Raw genomic sequence first — 24,621 nt, forward strand, 5'->3', positions numbered from 1 at the left:
TGACTAGGCGGGGAGAAAGCGCGCAGCAGGAGCGATACCCTGCGTGGCGATCAGCCTCGCGACGCCGGGTCCGACCCCCAACTCGCCGACGCGCTCGAGATCGTCGAGGGTGTCGACATCGTCCCGGACACCGGGCCACGCGCCCGGCATCGCTATCGCGCCGAGTTCGCGATGACGCGCTGCGGAGGCTCCGCCGTAGGCAGCCACCAGTTTGCCGGGACCACTAGCCGTCAGCAGCGTCGTGCCGGAGCCCTGATGGTCGGCCCAGAAAGCAGCTTGGTGTCCGCGAGCAGCGGCGAGGGCGGTGTCGAGACGGCGAGACGTGAGCGCCGGCAAGTCGGCGGGAACCACGGCGACTGGAGCGTGCGGTCGGCGGTCGAGCGCCCAGCGCCGGCCCGCTTCCACCGCGCCCGGCAGCGACCCCGGATCCGGGATGACGATCACATCCGCGCTTCTGGCGACAGCGCTGCCCTCACCCACGAGCACCACAGCAGCGACCTGTTCCGCATCGAGCGCAGCAGTCACGACGTGAAGGGCGAATGCTTGGGCAAGACCCTCGCGCTGCTGCGAGGGCAGCGCGAGCCGTGACTTCGCCCGGCGGTAGCGCTTGACCGGAACAATGGCTGTGTAGCCCGCCGTCAAGCCGGCACCCGCTCGTACGTGGTGGTCCGCTGCACCGCGGGACGACCGGCGAGTGTTGCCATCTGCTCCAGCTCCGCGATGGACTTACGCGAGCCGTTGGTGGAGCCGGCCATGCGGCTAATGGTCTCTTCCATCAGGGTGCCACCGAGGTCGTTGACGCCACCGTCGAGCACCTGCGCGCACAGTGGTGGACCGAGCTTGACCCAGGAGCACTGGATGTTGTCGATGAGGCCATGAAGCATGATGCGCGACATTGCGTGAACGGCGCGGTTGTCACGGACCGTGGGGCCAGGGCGCGCGACGCCCGCAAGGTAGATGGGGCTGGACTGGTGGACGAAGGGCAGCGGGACGAACTCGGTGAAGCCACGAGTGCGGCGCTGGATGTCGGCGAGCGTTCGTAGATGCGCCACCCAATGCCGCGGGTGGTCCACGTGCCCGTACATCATCGTCGCGGTCGTCGGCAGCCCGATGTCGTGTGCGGTCGTAACGACCTCGATCCACTGAGCGGCGGGAAGCTTGCCCTTCGTCAGGACCCAACGAACCTCATCGTCGAGGATCTCCGCGGCGGTGCCAGGCAGCGAATCGACCCCAGCCTCTCGAATCGACACGAGGAACTCGCGGATGCTCAGTCCGGTGCGGGCGACGCCGTTCATGACCTCCATTGGACTGAACGCATGCACGTGCAGGGACGGGGCCGCGGCCTTGACCGTGCGAGCGATCTGCTCGTAGGCGCTGGCGGGCATCGCCGGGTCGATGCCACCTTGCAGGCAGACCTCAGTGGCTCCGACCTCGACGGCCTCGACGGCGCGGGCGGCGATCTCGTCGAGGGAGAGGGTGTAGGCGTCGGCGTCGGTGGCGCGTTGGGCGAACGCACAGAACCGGCAGCCGGTGTAGCAGACATTGGTGAAGTTGATGTTCCGGTTGACCACGTAGGTGACCACGTCACCCACTGCCTCGCGCCGCAAGTCGTTCGCGAGGGCGCACACGGCGTCGAGCGCGGGTCCTTCCTCCGCAGTCATCAACGTCAACGCCTGGGCCTCGGTCAGCTCGGCGGGAGCACGTTCAGCCGACCGCAAGGCCGCCGCCACATCGGTGGAGCCGAGCCACTGCCCGGCCAGATGCGGCGAGGAGCGAACCTGCTCACGCAGCGCCGCCCAGTCACCGTAGACGACGTCGAAGTCGCCGCGCCGGTCCGCTGAGCGGCCTTCGCGGTCGATACCGGTGTGCAGATCGACGCGACCCTTGCTCTGCCAGCCGCCGTCCGGCTCCTGCCACGGCCGCCCGATCGCGCGCGCCTCCGGGTCGGCCAGGCCATCGGGACCGGCCAGCGCTTCGACATGACTGCGCACCCGCGGATCCAGCCACGGCCCGCGCAGATACGGCGGGTGAACCGTCAACCGCTCCCGGAGCTCGAAGCCCTCCTGCTCGCACACACGCGCGAGCCGGTCGATCTGCGGCCACGGACGCTCGGGATTGACGTGATCGGGCGTCAGCGGGCTGATGCCGCCGAAATCGTCGATGCCCGCGTCCAGCAGCGAACGGCATTCGTCGAGCTCCACCAGGTTCGGCGGCGCCTGCAGCCGAACCGCCGGCCCGAGCACCACCCGACAGGCGGCGATCGCGGCCAGATACTCCTCAAGCGGAAGGTCGTCGCTGTGGCGCATGGCGGTATCGGGCTTGGCGCGGAAGTTCTGCACGATCACCTCTTGCACCGACCCGTGCTCACGGTGAATTCGACGAAGGTGGAGCACGGCGTCTGCCCGCTCCTGCAGCGTCTCGCCGATCCCGATCAGCAGACCGGTCGTGAACGGCACGGACAGACGGCCCGCGTCCTCCAGCACACGCAGACGCACCCCGGGATCTTTATCGGGACTGCGGTAATGTGGCTGCCCCTTCTCCAGCAGCCGTGTGCTCGTCGTCTCCAGCATCATGCCCATCGACGGCGCCACCGGCTTGAGCCGGTTCATCTCGCTCCAGCTCATCACCCCAGGGTTCAGATGCGGCAGCAGACCGGTCTCCTCCAGCACCAGAACCGCCATCGCCCGCAGGTACTCCAGTGTCGAGTCGTACCCGGCCTCCTCCAGCCACCGCCGCGCCTGCGGCCAGCGGTCCTCCGGCCGGTCCCCGAGGGTGAATAGGGCCTCCTTACACCCTTGTTCCGCTCCCCGACGCGCGATCTGCAGCACCTCGTCGGCCGACAGATACGGCGACTCGCCCCGCGCCTCCAGCACCGCCGGCGACGTCACGAACGTGCAGTAGTGACAACGATCGCGGCAGAGCCGGGTCAACGGGATGAACACCTTGCGCGAATACGTCACCACACCCGCCAGCCCGGCCTCACGCAGCCCTGCCTCACGCACCCGGCGCGCCGCCGCCATCAGCCGCTCCAGCGCCGCCCCCCGCGCAGCGAACAACGCCGCGATCTCCTCGGAGTCGAGCGTCCGGGCGGCCTCGGCACGCGCGACCGCCCGCGCGATCTGCCGGTCGTTGGGCATCGCGTCCTCCTCATCAGCGATCGGCCGGGATGCCCGTGATCGCCACACCCGAACGAGTCTTGTACCGCTTGTTCATGCTGATCAGCACCGCCGTCAACGGCTCCAGCTGACGCGCCAGCCGCAACGCACCCGCATCGATCCCACGACGACCGGTCACCGACACGGCCAGATCCTGCACCAACGACGTCGCCTCGGCATCATCACCACACACCAGGACGTCCTCATGAGTCAACGGCTCAGCCGTCTTCCACAACGACAACGCCGCCACATGATGGAACGCGCCCACCACCCGAGCCTCCGGAACCAGCCGCTGCGCCTCCTCAGCCGCCGACTCCTGCAACGTCAACCCATACGGGCCCCGTTCATCGAACCCCAGCGGATTGACACAACTGATCACCACCTTGCCCGCCAACTCACCCGCCAGCGAACCCACCAGCTCGGCATGACCGTCCCACGGCACCGCCAACAACACGACGTCCGCCTCGGCCGCAGCCGCCGCGTTACCCGCCCCCGCCACAGAGGCCCCCGCCCGCTCCGCGATCTCAGCCGCCTTCTCCTTCGCCCGCACCTCATCACGCGAACCCACCGTCACGTCATGCCCGGCGAGCGCGAAACGATACGCCAAGCCCCGCCCCTGAGGACCGGTCCCACCGATCACGGCAATGCGCTGCTGCATAGGTCTCCCGCCAATCTGTGATAATCATCTGGCTCATCTAGTGTGTCACAGTCCACACCCGAGCGAAAGAACCACCGCCCACTCACCGACGGACGTCGACCGCGAGCTCCAGCCCCTCGGCGAATGCCACGGCCCGCAGCCGCTCCATGAGCGCTCCCGCGGCGACGGGATCCTCGCGCGCATCGATCGTCACACGGCCGCCTTCACGGCGAGCAGCCACCTCCGCGGCGGCGATGAGGTCGTCCACAACGGCCCAGTCGTCGGTCGGGTCGAGGAAGCCCCGCCGCGACCCCCGCACCGCCGCGGCGCGCACGGCTTCACGGGCGCCGAGCCCGAAGAGGTCCTGGCCTTCGGCACGCACGAGGACTGCGGCCCCGGGCCCGTCGTCGGCGAGCAGCAGGGCAGGGTCGAGTCCTCGGACGATGACGACCGGCCGGCCGCCCAGCTTGCCCGAGACGAGCTCCGCCGCGCCGGCGACCTCGTCGGCGACCGCCGGCGCCGTGACCACCAGCGGGTTGCCGTGAGCGTCCGTCTGCCCCGCGAACGTCTGGACGGGCAGTATCCCGGCGCAGCCGATCGCCATGTCGGTCTGCCCGACCCGCCAGGCGCGGCCCGCCGTGTCGGCGATGATCACGGCGACGGCCAAGCCGGTGGCGGCACGGATCCGAGCGCGCAGCTCGCGGGCCTCGGCGTCGGGATCGCGCGGCAACGGCACGACCGAGCCGGACGCCACGTTGGAAGCGTCGACACCGGCGGCGGCCATCGTGAGCCCGTGCCACGTCCTGACGATCGCGGTGGGGCCGCGGCGCGCGACCACCCGGTCGGTCTCCTCGGCGATGACCTCGTCCCGCGGCCGGCGCGTCACCAGACCGGCTGCCTTGGCGACGATCTTGCTGGTGACGACGAGGACGTCGCCCGCACGCAGCTCCGCGTGCCGGGTCACGACGGCGGCGACGTCGTCCCCCGCGCCGACCTCGCCGATGCCGTCGACGGCGAAGATCTCCACGTCAGCGCCTCCGCACCAGCGCGTCCGCGAGACCGACGGCGTCGGCGGCCAGCTGGCGGGTGGTGGCGTCGTCGTTCATGTAGAGCGGCACGGCACGCGCGGTGATCCCCTGGGCGTGGAGCCGGTCGACTGCGTCGCGATCGGCCGGGTCGACGAGCCAGCCGTCGAGGACGCCCTCGCCCTCGCGCGCGCCGTGATACTCCGCGACGGCCGCGGCGGAGACCTCCAGGCCCAGCCCGCCCAGCAACTGGTCGGCCATGCCCCGGACATGACCCCCGGCGATGATCGGCGAGACGCCGACGACCGGGGCCGCCGACGAGCGCACGAGGTCGCGCAGGCCCGGGACCTCCAGGATGGGGCGCAGCGAGACGACCGGATTGGACGGCGCGAGCACGATGGCGTCGGCCTCGGCGAGCACCTCGGCGACGGCGGGCGCGGGACGCGCCGCCTCGATCCCGGCGTAGCGCAGACTGCGGAGGGGCGCCTCGGCTCGGTACCGGATCCAGTACTCCTGGAAATGCAGGTCGCGCTCGCCCTCGGGGAGCTCCACGACGATGCGCGTCTCGACCTCGTCGTCGGTCATCGGGACCAGCCGCACCCCCGGGCGCCACCGCCGGCACAGCTCCTCGGTCACCTGCGAGAGCGTCGCGCCCGCGCGCAGCCGCGCGGAACGGACCAGATGCGTGGCGAGGTCGCGGTCGCCGAGCCCGAACCACGAGTCCGGCTCACCGTAGTGCCCGAGCTCCTCGCGTGCGTTCCACGTCTCGTCGCGGCGGCCCCAGCGCCGCTGCGGGTCGATGCCTCCGCCGAGCGTGTACATCACCGAGTCCAGGTCCGGGCAGACCCGCACCCCGAAGACCCACAGGTCATCGGCGGTGTTGACGATCGCCGTGACCTCTGCCTCGGGGCAGGCGGCACGGACCCCTTCGAGAAAGCGGGCTCCGCCGATCCCGCCGGAGAGCACCACGATGCGTCGCATCACGCCATTGTGACGGTCAGTCGACGGTGATGTCGTCGCGGACTCCTCGCCACGCCATCGTCCCGCCGTCCACCGGGAGGTTCACGCCCGTGATGAAGGACGCGGCGTCACTGGCCAGGAAGCAGACGGCGGCGGCGATCTCGTCGACCTCGCCGAAGCGCGGGATCAGGTGATTGCCGTACATGGCGCGGGCGCGCGCGACCTTGTCCTCGGCTGCGTCGAGGTGCGACTGGCTCATCGGCGTGCGGATGGACCCCGGTGAGAAGGCGTTGACGCGGATGTGCGGCGAGAGGCCGATCGCCGCGGTGCGTGTCAGCTGGATGACGGCGGCCTTGCTCACCGAGTAGGCCGTCATCCCGGCGCCGGTCATGCCTGCCACGGAGGCCGCGTTGACGATCGACGGACCGTTCGTGGAGGCCATGAGGTGCGGTGTGGCCGCCTTGATGGCGAGCCAGACGGCCTTGAGGTTGATGTTCATGACGGTGTCCCAGACCGCCTCGTCCAGCTGGTGCACCTGGACCTGGTCCGCCGGCGTGAACACGTGGTCGAGCACGCCCGCGTTGTTGACCAGCGTGTCCAGGCCGCCCGCGGCGGCGGCGAAATCGTCGACCATGGCCGTCACGCGGTCGCCGTGGGCGAGGTCGACCTCGAGCTCGGTGACCTCGGCGCCGATCGCGGCGAGCTCGCCGGCGAGGCTGCGCAGGCCCTCGGCGTCGCGGTCGGCGATGCCCACGTGCGCCGCACCCTGCCGCGCCGCCTCCAGCGCGATCTCCCGGCCCATGCCCTGGGCCGCCCCGGTGACGAGGATCAACTTGTCGGTGAGCATCCGTTCCCTTTCTGTCGTCACGAGCTGCGCCCGCCCTCGAGCAGGGCGCCGCGGCCGGCGTAGCTCTCGCGAGCGAAGGCCGCCGAGCCGGAGGCGTGGGTGTAGCCCGCGTCGACGAAGACCTCGCTGCCGGTCATGTAGCGGGCGTCCTCGCTGGCCAGGAAGGCCACGGCACCGGCGATGTCGGCCGGCTGGCCGGCGCGATCGAGCATCGCCGTGCCCGCCATGGCCTCCGTCGCGGCATCGAGGGCGTTCGCGTCGCCGACGACCGCCGAGGCCGTCATCTGCGACACCACCGCGCCGGGAACCAGGGTGTTGACCCGGATGCCCCAGTCGCGCAGCTCCGCGGCGACCGACCGGGCCAGCCCGATCACCCCCGCCTTGGTCGCGCTGTAGACGTGCGGGCCGGCGCCGCCGACGATGCCACCGGGGCTGGCGGTGACGATGATGCTGCCGCTGCGCTGCGGCTGCATGACGCGCGCGGCGTGCTTCAGGCACAGCAGGACGCCGCGCAGGTTGACGGTGATCGTGAGGTCCACGTCGGCGGTCCGCTGCTCGGCGATCGGGCCCACGGCGCCGAACACCGCGGCGTTGGCGAAGAAGACGTCCAGACGCCCGTGCCGCTCGACGACCGTGTCGACGAGCGCGGCGATGCTGGTCTCGTCGGCGACGTCGGTGCGCACGAACTCTGCACCGTCGAGCCGGGCGACCAGTTCGCGCCCAAGCTCCTCCTGGACGTCGGCGACCACGACCTGCGCGCCCTCGGCGTGGAAGCGCTCGACGCACGCGGCGCCGATGCCGGCCGCCCCACCCGTCACGACGACGACGGCTCCGTTCAGACCCCGCATGCGCGTCCTCTCCTGGTGCTAGCTAATTCATGATCACGATATACACCGAGCGGCCAGCTGACCAGACCGGGTTGCCGGCGGCCGATCACTCCCGCGGGAGGCCGAGCCCCCGGGCGATGATGCCGCGCTGGACGTCGTTGGTGCCGCCGCCGATGACGTACATCGGGGCCAGCCGGAGCATGCCCTCGAAGCGTCCGGCGGCGAGGCCCTCGACCCCGAGCAGGTCGAGGGCGAGACGCCCGAAGTCCTCCGCGAGATCGCCGCTCAGCACCGCGGACACCGGTCCGAGCAGACGCGCCTCGTCGCCGTCCATGCCCCGTGTCGCGGCGACCACGAGCGTCCGGGCGGCCTGCAGCCGGGCAGCGAGCGCGGCGAGGCGGTCCAGGTCGGCCGCGGCCGGCGCGGCCGCACCGCGCAGCTGGTCCAGGAGCGCGTCGAAGTGGCTGAGCAGTGTCGCGGCGACGCCTCCCATGAGCACCCGCTCCGCCGCGAGGGCGTCGGTGATGACGCGCCAGCCGCCGTCGACCTCGCCCACCCGCATCGAGTCGGGGACCCGGACGTCGTCGTAGAAGACCGTGCAGGAGATCTCTCCGGACAGCGCCCGGTGCTGGTGGACCGTGATGCCCGGGGTGTCCATCGGCACGAGGAAGATCGTGATGCCGGCGTGGCGCGGGCGCGCATCGGGATCGGTCCGCACGGCGAGCCAGACGTGCGAGGCGGTGTGCGCCCGTGTCGTCCAGAGCTTCTGCCCGTCGATCACCCAGTCGTCCCCGTCGCGCACGGCCCGGGTCGAGAGCGATGCGAGGTCAGAGCCCGCCTCGGGCTCTGAGTATCCGAGGCAGAAGGCGAGCCGGCCGTCGCGCAGCAGCGGCAGGAAGGCGGCGCGCTGCTGGTCGGTCCCATGCCGCAGGAGGGAGTGCCCGATGAGCATCGTCGCGCTCATCGCTCGGTCGACGGGCCCGCCGGCGTACTTCATCTCCTCGTTCACGACGACCTGCTCCTCCAAGCTCGCTCCCCGTCCGCCGTACTCTCGCGGCCAGGCCAGCGCGAAGACGCCGGCATCGGCCGCCGCGGCGCGGAGTCCCTCGACGTCGAAGCCGTCGCCGTCGCGGTGGTCGTCGAGCAGCGACCGGATCTCCGCGCGCAGCGCCTCGGCCTGCGCGCCGAGGCTCAACCGCGGCAGGGGGCGCTCGTGAGCCAGCAGCATCCGCTCGAGCCGCACGGCCTCGGGCAGCGCGCGTTCGATCTCGCGCAGCCAGGTGAGCTCGGCATGGACGAACCGGAACAGCCACGCCACCTCGTGCTCATCGAAGTACCCGATGGCCCCGAGGGTGTGCTGCGCGCCGGCGAGCACCGCGGCCGAGCGGTCCCGGGCATGCCGCGCTGCCAGCGCGCAGGCCATGAGGGGTTCCCCGGACGCGAGGGACTGGACCGCCTCGTCGATCAGCGCGCTCTGGGCGGTGACGTCGATGTGACTGGCCGCGACCCGCTGCTGCACCGCACCGAACGCGCCGATCGGCCGGCCGAACTGCCGGCGCATGGTCGCGTGCGCGACGGACAGCCGGTGAGCGCGCTCCACCGCTCCGGTGAGCCGCGCCGCGGACGTCAGCCGCACGAGGGAGAGCGCTTCCTCCAGCATCGCCGGGTCGACGGCCTGGCCGACCGGCTCGCCGACGCTGACCCGGGACCAGGCCGGCTCGGGCAGACCCGGGACCTCCTCGATGTCACGGACGGGCGCCAGGGTGACCCGGCCGGCGGTCATGTCGACGATCAGCACGTCGGTCAGCCCCGCGCCGGCCGGCACGAGCGGCCGGCTCTGCGACCCCCGACACAACGCGACGCGGCGACGGCCGCTCGCCAGATCGCCGGCGAGTTCGGGAAGGAGGCGGGACGCGACGTACGCGTCCTCGACGAGGAGGGGGCAGGCCCGCTCCCCCAGCAGGCGAGCGAGGGCCACGAGGTGCTCGGCGGCTCCTGCCTCGCCGAGCTCGAACCAGCCCTGTTCGACGGCGAGAGCGTGGAGTGCGGACCAGCGCGGCTCCCCCGCGCTGGTCGCGTCGGGCCACAGATCTGCGAGCGCTCCCGTGACACTGCGCGTGAAGGCGCGCAGCTCCTCATTTCCTGATCGGTTGTCGTACATAAAAGCATATAGTGGACGATGGGCGTCCGAAATCCGAACCCGCCCGGCTACAGTGCCTGACGTGAACGCGCGCAAGTCCCCCGGACGTCCACGGAATCCCGCCGTCGGCGGCCGCATCGCGGCGGCAGCGGTCGAGGTGTTCGCTCGGCAGGGATGGGCAGGGTTCAGCATCGACGCCGTCGCCCGCGCCGCCGGGGTGGGCAAGGCGTCCATCTACCTGCGCTGGGCCGACAAGGAGTCGCTGTTGACCGAGGCGATAGCCGGGGTCTTCGCCCCCATCGCCGAGATCGACACCGGTTCCCTGCGCGGCGATCTCGAACAGCTCGCCCTGCTCCTGCTCGACGTGTATTCCGACGGCGTGCGCGGAACCGCCGCGCGGCGGATCGTCGTGGAGTCGGAGGTCATCGAGACGGTGCGGGGCTATTGGCAGCGCGTCCGTGCCGATCAGATCCGTGCGACCCGCGCGATCGTGCGGCGCGGCGTCGAACGCGGCGAGATCGACGGCGGCGCCCCCATCGCCCTGATGCTCGACACCCTGTGCGGGGCGGCGATGCTCCATCCGGTCGCCGCGCCGGCGGACCGGCCCACGGACAACCGCAGGCATGCGCGGGCGCTGGTCGACTTCGTGCTCGGGCGCTCAGCGCCCCGCCGGGCTCAGGAGTAGTACGCCCTCCCGGCGGTCCCGAGCACCGCGTCGCCGCCGTCGACGACGAGCGTCGCCCCGTTGACCCTCCGGGCCCGGGACAGGAAATACGCCGCCTCCGCCACGTCCTCGCTCGTCGTCGGGACGCCCGAGGACGAGCGTGCGGCCAGCTGCTCATAGGCCGTCCGCAGATCGTCCGGACTCGTGCCGATGAGGCCCGCCGAGAGCGAGCTGACGGTCCCGCCGGGAGCGACCGCGTTGACGGTGAGACCGTACGGGGCGACCTCGACCGCGACGGACTCCACGAGACCCTTCACGGCGTGCTTCGCAGCGGTGTAGGCGTGCGGACCGAGGCCGCCACGGAGGCTGGCCACCGAGGCGGTGGCGACCATCGCCCCGCGGCCACGGTCGCGCATCGTCGCCACGGCGTGCTTGAAGGTCACGAAGACGCTGCCCACGAGCAGGTCCAGGGTGGAGCGGAAGTCCTCCACCGCGGTCTCCACCAGGGTGCCGGTGACCCCGACCGCCCCGGCGTTGGCGTACACCGCGTCCACCGGACCCAGTTCACGCTCGGCGTGGGCGAACACGGCTCGGACGTCCTGCTCGGCAGTCACGTCGGCGCGCAGGAACCGCGCCGACGACCCCAGCCGACCCTCGAGCGCGCGCCCGGCCTCCTCGTCGAGGTCGGCGACCAGGACACGGCCGCCGTCGCGTACGACCGTGCCGGCGATCGCGGCGCCGATGCCCCGAGCGCCGCCGGTGACGACGGCGATCTGGGGCGGTTCAGCCATCGTTGCGGCCGACCGCTATGAGATCGTCGACCCGGACCTGCTTGACCCGCGGCCGTCCGGCCGGGCGCCCCGCCGCCCGCTCGTGGCGGTCGATCCGCTTCCAGGCCGCGGCGTCGAGGTGCTCGGGCAGGATCTCGGCGATGTCGGCGCTCTCCGCCAGCTCCGGCCCGACGACGCCGTCGCGTACGTCGCGCAGCAGCGCCGTGACCGTCTCCTGCGCGCACAGCTTGTTGGTGCCGATGACGCCGGAGGGCCCGCGCTTGATCCAGCCGGCCACATAGGCCCGCCCGGACCACGATCCCTCGGGGTCGACGACCTTGCCCTCACTGTTGGGCACCACGCCACGGTCGCTGTCGAACGGCAACCCGGGGATGGGCTCGCCGTAGTAGCCGACCGAGCGCAGGAGAAGATCGCAACCGAGCTCCTCGGTGACCCCTGTCGGCCTCGCCGCCATCCGCCCCGCTTCGTCGACGAGCTCGTTGACCGCCAGGCGGACGCCCGTCACCCGGTCCTCGCCCAGGACGGCGGTCGGGGAGGCCAGGAAACGCAGCGTGATCGTGCGGTCGCCGGGCCGGGGCTCGCTGGCCGCCGCCTCTCCCAGCACCTCGACCTTGAGCCGGGCGATGTCGTCGGCCGCCGAGATCGCCGCCGGATCGGCGCCCTCCACGCGCACGTGGACGCCTCGCGTGGCGAGCAGGCCGAGCAGTTCGGGCGTGGTGTAGGCGGCCTCGGCGGGTCCGCGCCGGCCCACCACGACCACCTCGCGGATCCGGGAGGACCGCAACGCCTCGAGCGCGTGGTCGGCGATGTCGGACTGCTCCAGGACGGCCACGTCCGCGGTCAGCACGCGCGCGACGTCGAGCGCGACGTTGCCGTTGCCCACGATGACGGCCCGCTCGCCGCTGAGGTCGAACGTCCGGTCGGCGTGGTCGGGGTGGCCGTTGTACCAGCCGACGAACTCGGTGGCCGCGTGGCTGCCCGGGAGCTCCTCACCCTCGACGCCGAGGCGGCGGTCGCGCGTGGCACCGACCGCGAACACCACCGCGTGATAGCGCTCCTGGAGCTGATCGAACGTGACATCACGTCCGACCTCGACGTTGAGGAAGATCCGGAATCCCGATCGCCGGAACAGCGAGGCGAAACTGTCGGCGACGACCTTGGTGTCCTGGTGGTCCGGAGCGACGCCGTAGCGCACCAGGCCGAAGGGCACCGGCAGCCGTTCGAACATGTCGACCTGGACGTCCAACCCTCGGGTCCCGAGCAGTTCCTCGGCCACGTAGCAGGCGGAGGGGCCGGACCCCACGACGGCGACGCGCAGCGGCCCTTCCCACGTTCCGTCCCACTCGCGGTGACGCGGCGCGTTGGGCGTCTGCGGGTAGTCGGCATGCTCGGGGTCGAGGTAGTAGCGGGCGTTGATCTGCTCGTACCGCTCCATCGACTCGGGCAGCTCGTAGTCGGGGGCGATCGCCGACACGGGGCAGACGTCCATGCAGGCGCCGCACTCGACGCAGACGTCCGGGTCGATGTAGAGCATCTCCGCGGTGCGGTAGTCCGGCTCGTCGGGCGTCGGATGGATGCAGTTGACCGGGCAGACCGGCACGCACGAGGCGTCGTTGCAGCAACTGCGCGTGATGACGTAGGGCATCCGATGAGACCTTCCTCACACCTGTGGGGGATTCGGTGTATACGATAGTCATAGATTCCCCGAGGAGGAACCCATGGACCTGATCATCGTCGGCGTCGACGGCAGCAGCACCGCCCTGAGCGCGGCCCGGACCGCCGCCGCTCTCGCCCGAGCGCTCGAGGCACGTCTGCACGTCATCACCGCGGTCACCCGCGACTCCCTCGACTACGAGGACGCCCAGCACCACGTCCAGGTCGACGTCGCCGGCGATGCCGAGGACCTCGCCGCACAGACGGCCGAGACCCTGCGCTCGGTCGCTCCGCAGGTCACCTCCGCGGTGGTCACGGGCCGGCCCGCCGACGCCCTGGTGAGCGAGGCCGAGCGGCTCGGTGCGGACCTCATCGTCGTGGGCAACCGCCGCGTCCAGTCGTCGGTCGCCCGCGTGATGGGGAGCATCGCCACCGCGGTGGCCCACCACGCCCCCTGCGACGTCTACATCGCCCACACGTCGCGATGATGTCCCCCGTGTGGTTGCTGTCACACGCCTAGATCCGTATTATTCATATTCATCGTTTGAGGAGGCTAGGGATGGCGACCACTTCGCACCGCAATCCGGTGCCCGGCGAGCTCGACGTGCTCGTCGTCGGCGCGGGTTTCTCGGGACTGTACAGCGTGTACCGGCTCCGCGAGCTCGGGTTCCGCGTCCACGGGATCGACGCCGGTGACGACGTCGGCGGGGTCTGGTACTGGAACCGCTACCCCGGCGCGCGGTGCGACATCGAGAGCGTCGACTACTGCTACTCCTTCTCCAGCGACCTGGTCCGTGAGTGGGACTGGACCGAGCGCTATCCGGCCCAGCCCGAGATCCTGCGCTACATCAACTTCGTCGCCGACAAGTTCGACCTGCGGGCGAACTTCACCTTCGGCACCCGCGTGAACGGCGTGACGTGGAACGACGAGACGAACCGCTGGCACGTCACGACCGACCACGGGGATCGCGTCACCGCCGCCCACGTGATCATGGCCACCGGCCAGCTCGCCGTCCCCCAGCTTCCCGACATCCCCGGCATCGACGACTTCGCCGGGCGGACGCTGCACACCGGCGCCTGGCCGCACGACGGCGTCGACGTCTCCGGCCAGCGGGTCGCCGTCATCGGCACCGGCTCGTCCGGCGTCCAGGTCATCCCCCAGCTCGCGAAGCAGGCCGACCACCTCACGGTGCTCCAGCGCACGGCGCACTTCGTGGTGCCCGCCAAGAACCACCCGCTCGACCAGGAGTACGCCGAGGATCTCAAGAGCCGGTTCGAGGAGTACCGCGAGGCGGCACGCCACCATCCCGGCGGGACCCACCGCGCGATCGGGACCCGCTCCGCGCTCGAGGTGAGCGAGGAGGAGCTGCGGGAGGCCTTCGACGAGTACTGGGAACGCGGGGGCCCGGACATCCTCGCCGCCTACACCGATCTGCGCACCAGCGAGGAGGCCGCCGAACGGGTGGGCGAGCTGGTCCGCGAGAAGATCCGCGGCATCGTGCACGACCCGCAGACCGCGGAGCTGCTGTGCCCGCGGGGCTACCCCTTCGGCTCCAAGCGCCTGGTCCTCGAGATCGACTACTACACGACGTACAACCGCGAGAACGTCACGCTCGTCGACGTCGCCTCCGATCCGATCGAGCGCATCGTGCCCGAGGGCGTCCGGCTGCGCAGCGGGCGCCTCGTCGAGCTGGACACGCTCGTCTTCGCCACCGGATTCGACGCCCTCACCGGCGCGCTGTTCGCCGCGAACATCACCGGCGTCGGGGGCCTGACGCTCCCCGAGGCATGGAAGGACGGTCCCCGCACCTATCTGGGCATCGGGACGCATCGCTTCCCGAACCTCTACTTCGTCGCCGGCGCGGGCAGCCCCTCGGTGATCAGCAACGTCCTGATCTCGATCGAGCAGCACGTCGAGTGGATCACCGACCACATCGGCTGGCTCCGCGAGCACGGTCACGAGCGCTCGGAGGTGACCGAGGAGGCCCAGGACGACTGGACGCGCCACGTGTTCGAGACCGCCGAGCCCACGCTGTTCATGAAGGGCAACAGCTGGTACGTCGGGGCCAACGTCCCCGGCAAACCACGGGTGTTCGCGCTCTACCTCGGCGGCGTCGGACACTACCGCGCCGTCTGTGCCGACATCGCGAGCCGCGGCTATCCCGGCTTCGCCACGACCTGACACAAGGAGTTCTCGATGCCCGACACCACGACGACACCTCCGCTGGCGGGGGTCCGCGTCATCGAACTCGGCTCCATGTACGCCGCCCCCACCGCGGGCCGGATGCTGCGCGACTTCGGCGCCGAGGTGATCAAGGTCGAGGATCCCCGTCAGGGTGACTTCGCCCGGCAGTGGCAGCCGGCCCACGAGGGCATGGCCATCGGCTTCGCCCGGCTCAACTCCGGCAAGCGCTCGGTGGGCATCGATCTTCGCGAGCCGGCCGGGCGCGAGATCGTCCGCGATCTCGTCCGGGGCGCCGACGTGCTCATCGAGAACTTCCGGCCGGGCCGGCTCGAGGCCTGGGGCATGTCGTACGCCGAGCTGTCGGCCGATCAGCCCGGACTGGTGATGACACGGGTCAGCGGGTTCGGGCAGACCGGCCCCTACCGCGAACGCCCCGGCTTCGGCACGGTGGCCGAGACGGCGAGCGGGTTCGCCTTCCTCAACGGATGGCCCGAGACGCCCCCGACGGCTCCTCCCTTCGGCTTCGCCGACTCCATCGCCGGCATCTCCGCCGCCTTCGGCACCGCGATGGCGCTGTTCCGGCGCGAGATGTCCGGCGGCCGCGGCTCCGAGGTCGACGTCGCGCTGTACGAGCCCCTCATGTTCATCCTCGGCGACGCCGTGCTCAACTACACCGCCAGCGGCACGGTGATGCAGCGGCATGGCAACGCCTCCGGCGCCGCCTCCCCACGGGGGATCTACCAGGCCGCCGACGGCGGATGGCTCTCCATCGCCGCCTCCAACCAGGCGATCGCCATGCGGCTGTTCGAGGCGATGGGCCGTCCCGAGCTCAAGACCGACGAGCGCTACGCCACCAACACCGCCCGCATGGCCAACAACGACACGCTCCAGCAGATCGTCATCGAGTGGGTCGGCTCCTACGACCGTGACGAGGCGCTCAAGATCCTCGACGACCACGAGGTCGTGGCGGCGGCCGTGAACGACTCCCGCGACATCAGCGAGGATCCGCACTTCCTGGAGCGGACGCTGCGTCACCTCCAGAACACCGTGCTCGGGCCGGCCCTCACGCCGGGCCCGGTGCTGCACGTGGCGGGGTACGACGGGCCCGAGTACGACGGCGTTCCGGCCGTCGGCGAGCACACGCACGAGATCCTGCGATCGCTCGCCGGCTACGACGACCGGCGCCTCGCCGAGCTGGCCGAGCGCCATGTCATCTCGGGTTGACCCGCTCGATCCCGCGATCGCCGCCCTGCGCGACGGGGCACGGGGATCGGGGGCGGCGGCACTGGTCGACCTCACGCCCGAGGAGGCCCGCGAGCGCGTGAGCGGGGGCGACGCCGCGTGCGCCGCCGGCCCGCCGGTCGACCACGTCGAGGACCTGCTGGTGCCGACCGCGACCCAGGCGTCCCCGATCCGGGTGCGCCGCTACGAGCACGGAGCTCCGCACGCCACCCTGGTGTACGCGCACGGCGGCGGATGGGTGACCGGCGACCTGGAGTACGCCGACGAGCTGTGCCGGTTCCTCGCCGCGCGCGCCGGTCTGCGCGTCCTGAGCGTCGAGTACCGGCGCGCCCCCGAGCATCGTTGTCCGGCGGCCGTCGACGACGTCGACCGCTGCCTGGCGTGGGCCGCCGAGCAGCACCGGGACCTCCCGTTGTTCGTCGGCGGCGACAGCGCCGGCGGGAACCTCGCGGCGGTCGTCGCCCAGCGGCGCCGGGACCTCGTCACCGGGCTCGTCGCGGTGTATCCGGTGCTGGACCACGACACCACGCGTGACTCGTACCGCGAGCAGCAGGACGGCTTCCCGATCGGAGCCCGTGACATGGCGTGGTTCTTCGACCACTACACCGACCCCGACCAGCGCAGCGATCCCCGCGTGAGCCCGCTGCGCGGCGTCCGGGCCGGTCATCCGCCGACCTACCTGCTGACCGCCGGGCACGACCCCCTGCGCGACGAGGGGTTCGCCTACGCCGACGCGCTGCGCGCCCTCGGCGTCCCCCTGCGCCACGACCACGAGCCCGCCCTCTGCCACGGCTTCCTGCGCACGACCGGGCCGTCCGACGGTGCTCGCGCGGCCCGCGATCGGCTCGTCGAGGCCGTCGCGGGCTTCGTCCGCGATCAGACGTCCGTCCAACAGTGACGCGGTCGCTCGCCTTGAGGACAGATTGATGCATAGGATTCTCGTGAGTGAACGGCCAGTAACCGCCGGCCCACGTTCGATGGAGGAAAGATGGCGTCTGTGACCCACGCGCGACCGCCGAAGACGGCGATGCTGCTCGCGCAGCAGATCGTTGCCGACATCAACCGGCGGGGCAACCACGTCGGCGACCGGCTGCCTCCCGAGCGCCTCATGCTCGAGGAGTACCAGGTCGGCCGCGGCACCCTTCGCGAGTCGCTGCGCTTCCTGGAACTGCAGGGCGTCATCAGCCTGCGCCCGGGTCCCGGCGGCGGTCCGGTGGTCGAGCGCCCGGACTCGACGGCGCTGGCCACCTCGCTGACGCTGCTGCTGCAGTTCGCGAACGCGCCGTTCCGCACCATCGCGGAGTCACGCGCCGGACTCGAGCCCGTCATGGCGCAGCTCGCGGCCGAACGCATGAGCGACGAGCAGCTGGCCGACCTCAAGGCGAGCGTGGACACGATGAAGCGCCATCTGGGTGACCAGCGGATCTTCCTGGAGGAGAACAAGCGCTTCCACGACGTCATCGCCCATGGCTCGGGCAACGCCATGTTCGGCTATCTCATCGACGCACTGCTGGACATCCTCGACGGCTCCGCGATCGGCATCGACTACCCGGAGGTGCGCCGCGAGGCCGTCCAGGACGCCCACGCCCAGATCTACGAGGCGATCGCCTCCCGCGATCCGCTGGCCTCGTCCCAGGCGATGGCCGATCACATCGACCAGTACCTGCGATACGCGGAGCGCAAGTTCCCCGACGTGCTGAACGAGCCGATCAGCTGGACCGGCTGAGACCGCCGACGCTCAGGCGCGCCAGTGCGACGGCAGGTCGAGCATCCGGGCCATCGTGCCGCCCAGCACCAGCTTGACCTCGTCGTCGCTCAGCCCCAGGGCATCGATCGCGGCGATCTCCTCGGCCGGACTCGTCATCGGCCAGTCCGAGCCGAACACGATGCGCTCGGCCCCGTGGTCGCGGATGAGCCGCCGCACGACCTCGGGTCGCAGCGTCGCCAGGCTCGGGGGCCACGAGGTCTCCAGGACCACGTCGACTCCCGAGAGGATCTCGCGCGCGTCGTCGAACAGCTTGTAGCCGCCGAAATGGCAGGCCATGAGCCGCAGCTGCGGGAACTGCCGGGCGATGTCGCGGATCATCCGCGGATTGGACAGGGCGTTGGCCTCCGGCGAGCCACCCTCGCCCACGTGCGTGATGACGGCGATCTCACTGCCGAACGCCTCGAAGATCGCCCAGAGCCGCGGGTCGTCGAGCGCGAAGTTCTGGAACAGCGGGTGGATCTTCACCGCCGTCACGCCGTGCCGGCGCAGGCTCGCCAGGTTCTCCTCCGGCGACAGCTCGACGTGGACGGTGCCGAACCCGAAGCGCTCCGGGGAGCGCAGCGAGGCCACGAACTCGTTGACGCGATCGACGTGCCGGGCCTGGTTGGCGATCCCCAGGCAGCAGGAGAGGCTGACGCCGCTGGCGGACATGTCGGCCATGAGGCCTCCCACGGTCCCGTCGCCGCGGGCCTGCAGGCCCGGGAGGCGGTTGCCGGCGAGCGCGGCGTGGGCGATCTTGTCGGGCCAGACGTGGGCGTGGGCATCGATGATCATCGGATCACAGCTTTCCGGACTCGCCACCGTCGACGACGAAGACGCCACCGGTGGTGAAGGGGGATGCGGGCGAGACGAGCAGGCAGGCGAGCGGCACCAGCTCGGCGGGATCGGCCATGCGTCCGGCTGGGATCTTGGCGACACGCCGGGCGTGAAGCTCCGGCGACTCGGTCACGGCCTTCTGCGCCTCGGTGACGAAGGCACCCGGAGCGATGCAGTTGACCTGCACGTTGTGCCGTGCCCACTCGGCCGCCAGGGCCTCGGTCATGCGCACGACCGCGCCCTTGGAGGTCGAGTAGCCCACCAGATGCGGCTTGCCCCGGACCCCGGTCGTCGAGGCCACGTTGACGATGCGCCCGGCCTGCTGCTCGATCATGTGGCGTCCGGCGGCCTGCGCCAGCATCATCGGCGCGATGACGTTGACCGCGAGCGCGTCCTTCCAGATGGCCGGGTCCTGGTCCACGAACTTGCCCGCCGGCGCGATCCCGGCGTTGTTGATGAGGCCGTCGATCCGGCCGTGGCGGGCGATGACCTCGGGGACGAGCGCGGCCACGGAGGCCTCGTCGCGCATGTCGGTCTCGACGGTGGAGATCCGGCCGCCGCCCTGCTCGGCCACGGCCTCCAGGCTCTGTGCCGAGCGCGCGGCGGCGACGACGTGGGCGCCCTCCGCGGCGAGGGCGATCGCCATCGCGGCACCGAGACCACGGCTCGCTCCGGTGACGACCACCACGCTGTCACGCAATCGCAGATCCATCCTCAGCGTCCCTTCTTGTTCAGCCGGCGGGCCAGGGAGTCGAGCAGGACCTCCGTGGCACCCTCGTAGACGCGCAGCGGGCGGGCGTTGCGGTACAGCCGCTCGATCTTGCTCCCCCGGACGAGCCCGAACCGGCCCATGGTCTGCACCGAACGGTCCACGATGCGGCTCGCCGCTTCGGTCGCGCTGACCTTCGCCATCGAGGAGAAGTCGAGGTGTCCGAGCGGGTCGTTCTTCGCGAGGGCGGCCGCGCGGTACACGAAGGAGCGCGCCGCCTCGGTCTCGGTCCAGGAGAGCGCGAGCGACTGCGAGACCGCACCGAGCTCGGCCAGGGGGCGGCCGAACTGCGTGCGCTCCTGGGCATGGCGCACCGCCTCGTCGAGGGCCGCCTGAGCGAGCCCCACGGCCGAACCGGCCACCGTGACGCGGAAGACCGCGAGCGTCTGGAGCATCAGGGAGAACGCCTTGCCCGGCACCCCGAGACGGTGGGTCGCCGGGACGCGGACGCCGTCGAAGGTCAGCTCGCCGAGGATGTGCGGCGCGATGAGCCCGGCACCCGGCTCGATGCTCAGTCCCGCCGAGTCCGCGGGGACGAGCGCCATCGAGTAGCCGTCCCCCTCGCGAGCGAGCACGCAGTAGAAGTCGGCCGCTCCGCCGTTGGTGATGAAGGACTTGCGGCCGTCGATCACCAGCTCGTCGCCGTCGACCGTCAGGGTGGTGGTGACCGCGCGAAGGTCCGAACCGACGTCGGGCTCCGTCAGCGCCAGGCCGGCGATGGCCTCCAGCGCCGCGACGCGAGGCAGCCAGGTGCGCTTGAGCTCGTCCGAACCGCCGACCGAGAGCGAGTAGCTCCCGACGCCCTGCATGCCGAAGAGCGAGTCCAGGTGCGCCGAGGAGTACATCAAGGCCTCGCGCACCACGGCGATCGTCAGCGGATCGAGCTGCTCGCTCACCCCGCCGTACTCCGCGGGCACGACGTGACGGGCCAGGCCGCTCGCGCGGAGCTCCTTCAGCACGCCCGGATGGACCTCGGTGTACTCGTCGGCCTCGTCGGCGTAGGGGGCGACGGCCGCCGCGACCTCGCGCGCGACCGCCTGGGCATCGAGGTGCTCTCTGGTCAGCTCGAACATGGGTCTACCTTCCCTCACCGTCGCTGGTCGAACTTGCGGCCCAGCAACTCCGAGACGATCCGGATGCGCTGCATCGTCGGCGTGCCGCCGGCGATCGCCCAGCCGTGAGCGTCGCGGTGCAGGCGCTCGATGCCGTACTCCTCGGTGTAGCCGTTGCCGCCGTGCAGCTGCATCGCGATGTCGGTGACGCGCTTGGCCATCTCGTTCGCGGTGCACTTGGCCAGCGAGACCTCATAGGAGTCCGGCAGGCCGACGCCGGCGGTCGCGGCGGCGCGGTCGCGCAGCAGTCGGGCGGCCTCGACCTGCAGCGCCATGTCGGCGAGCAGCACCTGGACGCTCTGGAACTCCACAAGCGGCTTGCCGAACTGCTCGCGCTCCTGGACGTACTTGATCGTCTTGTCCAGCGCGGCCTGGCCGATCGCGATGCTCATCGTCGTGTTGCCGAGGCGCTCGACCGAGAAGACCCCGAACAGCTTCGAGAAGTCGCCCGCCGGCACCACGACGTTCTCCTGCGGCACGCTCACGTTGTCGAAGTAGATGTCGGCCGAGGGAATGCCGCGGAAGCCCATGAGGCGCTCGCCGGCGCCGAAGCTCAGGCCGGGCGTGTCCTTCTCGACCAGGATCGCACCGATGCCCTTCGAGCCCGGTGCGTCCGAGAGGCGGCAGTAGACGAGGTACTGATCGGCCTCACCGCCGTTGGAGATCCACCGCTTGGTGCCGTTGATGACGTACCGTTGGCCCTCGGGCTTGGCCGCCGTGATCATGTCGGTGGCAGCCGAGCCCGCGTCGGGCTCGGAGATGGCGACCGCCATCGTCTTGGCTCCGCTGACGATGTCGGGAAGCCAGCGCTGCTTCTGCTCGTGGGTGCCCAGGTGCGAGATCACCTGAGCCGGGCCGGTGTTGGCCTCGAAAATCTGGAACGCCGCGGGGCGGCACACCTTGCCGAACTCCTCGACCACGGCGAGCGCCTGGGCGAGCGGCGCCCCGGAGCCGCCGTACTCCTCGGGGTGCGCGATGCCGAGAAACCCCAGCGCCCCCAGTTCCATCCGCTGTTCGCGCGAGATGGGCTTGCGCTGAACGTCGAGCTCCTCGGCGATGGGCTCGTACCGCTCACGAGCCACTTGCGCAGCCAGTGCGCGGATCTCTGCCAGATCATCGTGCGCCACGACGATCACCTCCTCATGTGGTTAATCATTATCCTAGATTGTGTGACGTAGGTCAACTCCACCACCCCGGCGGTTGGACGCCCCGGACGAAATCATGATAATGGTTAGCTATGTCACTCCACCCACGCGACACCGTCATCGTCGATGCCGTCCGCACCGCGAGCGGCAAGGGCCGCAGCGGGGGCAGCCTCGCGGAGGTCCACCCGGTGGACCTGCTGGCACAGACCTTCCAGGCGCTCCTGGGCCGCAGCCCCGCGCTCGATCCCGCCGAGGTCGACGACGTCATCGTCGGTTGCGTCTCCCAGGTCGGTGAGCAGTCCGCGACCCCGGGCCGCATGGCCTGGCTCGGCGCCGGGTTCCCGGCCCACGTCCCCGCCACCACCATCGACCGCAAGTGCGGATCGGGGCAGCAGGCCGTCCACTTCGGTGCCCAGGGGATCGCCGCCGGGAGCTACGACGTCGTGGTCGCCGGCGGCGTGGAGTCGATGAGCCGCGTGGTCATGGGCTCCGCCCGGATGGGTGCCGACCCCTACGGATCGCTGGTGGCGGAGCGCTTCGCCCCCGGCCTCGTCTCCCAGGGGGTCGCCGCCGAACTGGTCGCCGAACGCTGGAAGCTCGATCGCGGCGCCCTCGACGGACTGGCGGTCGAGTCGCATCGCCGCGCCGCTGCCGCGCTCGAGGGCGGGCAGTTCAGTCGCGAGACGATCCCCGTGTCGACTCCGGCCGGTCAGGTCGACCGCGACGAGACCGTGCGGCCCGGCAGCAGCATCGAGAAGCTCGCGACGCTCCCGGGTGTCTTCCGCACCGACGAGCTGGCCGACCGCTTCCCGGGGGTGGGCTGGAACGTGACCGCCGGCAACTCCTCCCAGATCACCGACGGCGCGAGCGCCCTGCTGCTCATGAGCGCCGAGCGCGCCGCGGCCCTGGACCTGACCCCGCGCGCCCGCATCCACACCATGGCCGTCGTGGGCGACGACCCGCTGCTGATGCTGACCGCGCCCATCCCCGCGACCCAGCGGGTGCTCGAGCGCTCGGGACTGTCCCTCGACGCGATCGACCACGTCGAGCTCAACGAGGCCTTCGCGTCCGTCCCGCTCGCGTGGATGGCCGAGTTCCCCCAGGTCGATCCCGCCCGGGTCAACCCCCGCGGCGGCGCGATCGCGCTGGGCCACCCGCTCGGTGCCTCCGGCGCGCGGCTCATGACCACGATGCTGCACGCCCTGGAGGACACCGGCGGCCGGTTCGGCCTGCAGCTCATGTGCGAGGCCGGCGGCATGGCCAACGCCACCATCATCGAGCGCCTCTGAGGCGCCGCCACCACCCAGAAGGAGGATGCCCCCTGTGGACGTCTCACACGGTTCAGCGCTCGTCACCGGAGGAGCGTCGGGCCTCGGCGCCGCGACCGCGCGGGCGCTCGCCGCACGCGGAGCGCACGTCGTCGTGCTCGACCTGAACGAGGAGCTCGGGCGGATCGTCGCCGACGAGATCGGCGGCACCTTCGCCCGTGCCGATGTCACCGACACCGCCGCGGTCGACGCCGCTCTCGACGCCGCCGTCTCCCACGCCCCGCTGCGCGCGGTGGTGCACTGCGCCGGCAAGGGCGGCACCGTCCGTGTCGTCGAGCGCGACGGCGAGCCCGGGTCACTCGAGACCTACGAGCAGCTCATCCGGCTGAACCTCGTCGGCACCTTCAACGTCCTGCGGCTGTCCGCGGCGCGCATGGCGCGCCAAGACCTCGTCGAGGACGAGGAGCGCGGCGTCGTCGTGCTGACCGCCTCCGTCGCGGCGTACGAGGGTCAGATCGGCCAGATCCCCTACGCCTCCGCCAAGGCCGGTGTCGTCGGCATGACCCTCGTGGCCGCCCGGGACCTGGCCAGCAAGGCCATCCGGGTCGCCACGATCGCACCGGGGACGTTCGACACCCCGATCCTCGCCCGCTTCGGCCAGGAGGTGCGCGACAAGCTCGCCGCCCAGACGCCGCACCCGCGCCGGCTGGGCCGGCCGGAGGAGTACGCCAGCACGGCGCTGCACATCATCGAGAACCCCATGATCAACGGCGAGACCATTCGCCTGGACGGAGCGATCAGGATGGCCCCGAAGTGACCGCCGCACCGAACTCGGCCCCCGAGCTCCACGTCGAGGAGCGGGGCCGCGTCCTCGTGCTGACGATGGACCGCCCGCAGGCCCGCAACGCGATGTCGATGACCATGGCGCACCAGATCGCCGAGGCGCTCGAGGAGTTCGATCGCCGCGCCGACCTGAGCGTCGCCGTCATCACCGGCGGGGGCGGCACCTTCTGCGCCGGGATGGACCTCAAGGGGTTCGCCCGCGGCGAACGCCCCGTCGTCGAGGGCCGCGGGTTCGCCGGCATCGTCAAGCGCCCCCCGGCCAAGCCGATCATCGCCGCCGTCGAGGGGTACGCCCTGGCCGGCGGGTTCGAGATCGTCCTGTCGTGTGATCTCGTCGTCGCCTCCCGCGAGGCGACCTTCGGCCTCCCGGAGGTCAAGCGCGGCCTCACGGCGGCGGCCGGCGGCCTGCTGCGCCTGCAGCACCGCGTGCCCTACCACCTCGCGATGGAGCTCGTGCTGACCGGGCGCATGTGGCCGGCGACCGAGGCCCACGAGGCAGGGCTGGTCAGCCGCCTGGCCGACGCGGGCGGCGCTCTCGATGCCGCGCTCGAGCTGGCCGAGCAGATCGCCGAGAACGCTCCCCTCGCCCTGGCCGCCTCCAAGCGGGTGCTCGTGGAGTCCGTCGACTGGCCGCTCGCGGAGAAGTTCGACCGCCAAGAGGCGATCGTCAATCCCGTGCGCGAGTCCGAGGACGCCAAGGAGGGCGCCCGGGCCTTCGTCGAGAAGCGCGCACCCCAGTGGTCCGGGCGGTAGCCCGCAGCAGCACAGAACGTC

General features: G+C 71.3%; 23 protein-coding genes. 9 read left to right on the top strand and 14 right to left on the bottom strand.

The genetic code is table 11. The features are described 5' to 3' along the window. Window positions 1-3: 3 nt before the first annotated feature. The 8 genes from cofC to EHW97_RS04185 all read right to left on the bottom strand — a co-directional run bounded on the left by cofC (window position 4) and on the right by EHW97_RS04185 (window position 9,612). Window positions 4-642: a 2-phospho-L-lactate guanylyltransferase gene (cofC, locus tag EHW97_RS04150; protein WP_124235911.1), complete on the bottom strand. Its 639-nt coding sequence runs from the start codon at window positions 640-642 to the stop codon at window positions 4-6. Beyond that, window positions 639-3,137, bottom strand: a complete 2,499-nt coding sequence (locus EHW97_RS04155; RefSeq protein WP_124235912.1) for a bifunctional FO biosynthesis protein CofGH — start codon at window positions 3,135-3,137, stop codon at window positions 639-641. Before EHW97_RS04155 ends, cofC begins: the two co-directional genes overlap by 4 nt. Before the next feature lie 13 nt (window positions 3,138-3,150). Beyond that, a complete protein-coding gene (gene npdG / locus EHW97_RS04160) occupies window positions 3,151-3,813 on the bottom strand; it encodes an NADPH-dependent F420 reductase (RefSeq protein WP_124235913.1) in 663 nt (220 codons plus the stop codon). A gap of 82 nt (window positions 3,814-3,895) precedes the next feature. After that, window positions 3,896-4,819 carry a coenzyme F420-0:L-glutamate ligase gene (cofE, locus tag EHW97_RS04165; RefSeq protein ID WP_124235914.1) on the bottom strand — a complete coding sequence of 308 codons (924 nt, stop codon included), beginning with the start codon at window positions 4,817-4,819 and terminating at the stop codon, window positions 3,896-3,898. A gap of 1 nt (window position 4,820) precedes the next feature. After that, entirely contained in the window at window positions 4,821-5,798 is a 978-nt protein-coding gene (cofD, locus tag EHW97_RS04170) for a 2-phospho-L-lactate transferase (protein WP_124235915.1), read from the bottom strand. A gap of 16 nt (window positions 5,799-5,814) precedes the next feature. Next, window positions 5,815-6,624: an SDR family NAD(P)-dependent oxidoreductase gene (locus tag EHW97_RS04175; RefSeq protein WP_124235916.1), complete on the bottom strand. Its 810-nt coding sequence runs from the start codon at window positions 6,622-6,624 to the stop codon at window positions 5,815-5,817. Between the two features lie 17 nt (window positions 6,625-6,641). Continuing rightward, window positions 6,642-7,472: an SDR family NAD(P)-dependent oxidoreductase gene (locus EHW97_RS04180; protein WP_124235917.1), complete on the bottom strand. Its 831-nt coding sequence runs from the start codon at window positions 7,470-7,472 to the stop codon at window positions 6,642-6,644. 85 nt (window positions 7,473-7,557) lie between these two features. Then, the gene (locus tag EHW97_RS04185) at window positions 7,558-9,612 is read right to left on the bottom strand and encodes an acyl-CoA dehydrogenase family protein (RefSeq protein WP_124235918.1); all 2,055 of its coding nucleotides are present in this window, start codon (window positions 9,610-9,612) and stop codon (window positions 7,558-7,560) included. A gap of 61 nt (window positions 9,613-9,673) precedes the next feature. Here EHW97_RS04185 and EHW97_RS04190 point away from each other — a divergent pair, with 61 nt between their 5' ends. After that, a complete protein-coding gene (locus tag EHW97_RS04190) occupies window positions 9,674-10,276 on the top strand; it encodes a TetR/AcrR family transcriptional regulator (protein WP_208001875.1) in 603 nt (200 codons plus the stop codon). Here EHW97_RS04190 and EHW97_RS04195 read toward each other — a convergent pair. Both EHW97_RS04195 and EHW97_RS04200 read right to left on the bottom strand, forming a co-directional pair. After that, window positions 10,267-11,046, bottom strand: a complete 780-nt coding sequence (locus EHW97_RS04195) for an SDR family NAD(P)-dependent oxidoreductase (RefSeq protein ID WP_124235920.1) — start codon at window positions 11,044-11,046, stop codon at window positions 10,267-10,269. The genes EHW97_RS04190 and EHW97_RS04195 overlap by 10 nt on opposite strands. Then, entirely contained in the window at window positions 11,039-12,691 is a 1,653-nt protein-coding gene (locus EHW97_RS04200) for an FAD-dependent oxidoreductase (RefSeq protein ID WP_124235921.1), read from the bottom strand. The genes EHW97_RS04195 and EHW97_RS04200 overlap by 8 nt, the downstream gene beginning before the upstream one ends. 73 nt (window positions 12,692-12,764) lie before the next feature. Between EHW97_RS04200 and EHW97_RS04205 the strand changes: the two genes are divergently transcribed. The 5 genes from EHW97_RS04205 to EHW97_RS04225 all read left to right on the top strand — a co-directional run bounded on the left by EHW97_RS04205 (window position 12,765) and on the right by EHW97_RS04225 (window position 17,852). Continuing rightward, window positions 12,765-13,187 carry a universal stress protein gene (locus EHW97_RS04205; RefSeq protein WP_124235922.1) on the top strand — a complete coding sequence of 141 codons (423 nt, stop codon included), beginning with the start codon at window positions 12,765-12,767 and terminating at the stop codon, window positions 13,185-13,187. 71 nt (window positions 13,188-13,258) lie between these two features. Continuing rightward, a complete protein-coding gene (locus tag EHW97_RS04210) occupies window positions 13,259-14,881 on the top strand; it encodes a flavin-containing monooxygenase (RefSeq protein ID WP_124235923.1) in 1,623 nt (540 codons plus the stop codon). A gap of 15 nt (window positions 14,882-14,896) precedes the next feature. Further along, window positions 14,897-16,108, top strand: a complete 1,212-nt coding sequence (locus EHW97_RS04215; RefSeq protein WP_124235924.1) for a CaiB/BaiF CoA transferase family protein — start codon at window positions 14,897-14,899, stop codon at window positions 16,106-16,108. After that, a complete protein-coding gene (locus EHW97_RS04220) occupies window positions 16,092-17,024 on the top strand; it encodes an alpha/beta hydrolase (protein WP_124235925.1) in 933 nt (310 codons plus the stop codon). Before EHW97_RS04215 ends, EHW97_RS04220 begins: the two co-directional genes overlap by 17 nt. Before the next feature lie 99 nt (window positions 17,025-17,123). After that, window positions 17,124-17,852 (top strand): FadR/GntR family transcriptional regulator, encoded by a 729-nt coding sequence (locus tag EHW97_RS04225; protein WP_208001876.1) that lies wholly within the window; start codon window positions 17,124-17,126, stop codon window positions 17,850-17,852. Between the two features lie 12 nt (window positions 17,853-17,864). On the opposite strand, the gene EHW97_RS04230 is transcribed toward EHW97_RS04225, so the two are convergent. The 4 genes from EHW97_RS04230 to EHW97_RS04245 are packed head-to-tail and all read right to left on the bottom strand — an operon-like array spanning window position 17,865 to window position 21,718. After that, on the bottom strand, window positions 17,865-18,668 hold the full coding sequence (locus EHW97_RS04230; protein ID WP_124235926.1) for an amidohydrolase family protein: 804 nt from the start codon (window positions 18,666-18,668) through the stop codon (window positions 17,865-17,867). A 4-nt stretch (window positions 18,669-18,672) separates the two neighbouring features. Continuing rightward, window positions 18,673-19,422 carry an SDR family NAD(P)-dependent oxidoreductase gene (locus EHW97_RS04235; RefSeq protein WP_124235927.1) on the bottom strand — a complete coding sequence of 250 codons (750 nt, stop codon included), beginning with the start codon at window positions 19,420-19,422 and terminating at the stop codon, window positions 18,673-18,675. Window positions 19,423-19,424: 2 nt separating this feature from the next. Beyond that, the gene (locus EHW97_RS04240) at window positions 19,425-20,552 is read right to left on the bottom strand and encodes an acyl-CoA dehydrogenase family protein (protein ID WP_124235928.1); all 1,128 of its coding nucleotides are present in this window, start codon (window positions 20,550-20,552) and stop codon (window positions 19,425-19,427) included. Between the two features lie 14 nt (window positions 20,553-20,566). After that, window positions 20,567-21,718: an acyl-CoA dehydrogenase family protein gene (locus tag EHW97_RS04245; RefSeq protein ID WP_208001877.1), complete on the bottom strand. Its 1,152-nt coding sequence runs from the start codon at window positions 21,716-21,718 to the stop codon at window positions 20,567-20,569. Between the two features lie 110 nt (window positions 21,719-21,828). On the opposite strand from EHW97_RS04245, the gene EHW97_RS04250 reads away from it, so the two are divergent. From EHW97_RS04250 to EHW97_RS04260, 3 genes are read left to right on the top strand one after another with little or no spacing between them, the layout of a single operon-like run. Continuing rightward, the gene (locus EHW97_RS04250; protein ID WP_124235929.1) at window positions 21,829-23,025 is read left to right on the top strand and encodes a thiolase family protein; all 1,197 of its coding nucleotides are present in this window, start codon (window positions 21,829-21,831) and stop codon (window positions 23,023-23,025) included. A 25-nt stretch (window positions 23,026-23,050) separates the two neighbouring features. Beyond that, on the top strand, window positions 23,051-23,821 hold the full coding sequence (locus EHW97_RS04255; RefSeq protein ID WP_208001878.1) for an SDR family NAD(P)-dependent oxidoreductase: 771 nt from the start codon (window positions 23,051-23,053) through the stop codon (window positions 23,819-23,821). Next, window positions 23,818-24,600 carry a crotonase/enoyl-CoA hydratase family protein gene (locus tag EHW97_RS04260; protein WP_124235931.1) on the top strand — a complete coding sequence of 261 codons (783 nt, stop codon included), beginning with the start codon at window positions 23,818-23,820 and terminating at the stop codon, window positions 24,598-24,600. Before EHW97_RS04255 ends, EHW97_RS04260 begins: the two co-directional genes overlap by 4 nt. The last annotated feature ends 21 nt before the right edge of the window (window positions 24,601-24,621 follow it).

The organism is Aeromicrobium camelliae (assembly GCF_003850045.1).
Lineage (GTDB): Bacteria > Actinomycetota > Actinomycetes > Propionibacteriales > Nocardioidaceae > Aeromicrobium > Aeromicrobium camelliae.

Excerpts from the sequence above, each read along its gene's own strand:
- EHW97_RS04215 (WP_124235924.1), top strand. The coding sequence starts at position 14,897 with ATGCCCGACACCACGACGACACCTCCGCTGGCGGGGGTCCGCGTCATC.
- EHW97_RS04200 (WP_124235921.1), bottom strand. The coding sequence starts at position 12,691 with ATGCCCTACGTCATCACGCGCAGTTGCTGCAACGACGCCTCGTGCGTG.
- EHW97_RS04220 (WP_124235925.1), top strand. The coding sequence starts at position 16,092 with ATGTCATCTCGGGTTGACCCGCTCGATCCCGCGATCGCCGCCCTGCGC.
- npdG (WP_124235913.1), bottom strand. The coding sequence starts at position 3,813 with ATGCAGCAGCGCATTGCCGTGATCGGTGGGACCGGTCCTCAGGGGCGG.
- EHW97_RS04240 (WP_124235928.1), bottom strand. The coding sequence starts at position 20,552 with ATGTTCGAGCTGACCAGAGAGCACCTCGATGCCCAGGCGGTCGCGCGC.
- cofD (WP_124235915.1), bottom strand. The coding sequence starts at position 5,798 with ATGCGACGCATCGTGGTGCTCTCCGGCGGGATCGGCGGAGCCCGCTTT.
- EHW97_RS04235 (WP_124235927.1), bottom strand. The coding sequence starts at position 19,422 with ATGGATCTGCGATTGCGTGACAGCGTGGTGGTCGTCACCGGAGCGAGC.
- EHW97_RS04155 (WP_124235912.1), bottom strand. The coding sequence starts at position 3,137 with ATGCCCAACGACCGGCAGATCGCGCGGGCGGTCGCGCGTGCCGAGGCC.
- EHW97_RS04180 (WP_124235917.1), bottom strand. The coding sequence starts at position 7,472 with ATGCGGGGTCTGAACGGAGCCGTCGTCGTCGTGACGGGTGGGGCGGCC.
- EHW97_RS04195 (WP_124235920.1), bottom strand. The coding sequence starts at position 11,046 with ATGGCTGAACCGCCCCAGATCGCCGTCGTCACCGGCGGCGCTCGGGGC.
- EHW97_RS04230 (WP_124235926.1), bottom strand. The coding sequence starts at position 18,668 with ATGATCATCGATGCCCACGCCCACGTCTGGCCCGACAAGATCGCCCAC.
- EHW97_RS04210 (WP_124235923.1), top strand. The coding sequence starts at position 13,259 with ATGGCGACCACTTCGCACCGCAATCCGGTGCCCGGCGAGCTCGACGTG.
- EHW97_RS04205 (WP_124235922.1), top strand. The coding sequence starts at position 12,765 with ATGGACCTGATCATCGTCGGCGTCGACGGCAGCAGCACCGCCCTGAGC.
- EHW97_RS04250 (WP_124235929.1), top strand. The coding sequence starts at position 21,829 with ATGTCACTCCACCCACGCGACACCGTCATCGTCGATGCCGTCCGCACC.
- EHW97_RS04175 (WP_124235916.1), bottom strand. The coding sequence starts at position 6,624 with ATGCTCACCGACAAGTTGATCCTCGTCACCGGGGCGGCCCAGGGCATG.
- EHW97_RS04255 (WP_208001878.1), top strand. The coding sequence starts at position 23,051 with ATGCCCCCTGTGGACGTCTCACACGGTTCAGCGCTCGTCACCGGAGGA.
- EHW97_RS04185 (WP_124235918.1), bottom strand. The coding sequence starts at position 9,612 with ATGTACGACAACCGATCAGGAAATGAGGAGCTGCGCGCCTTCACGCGC.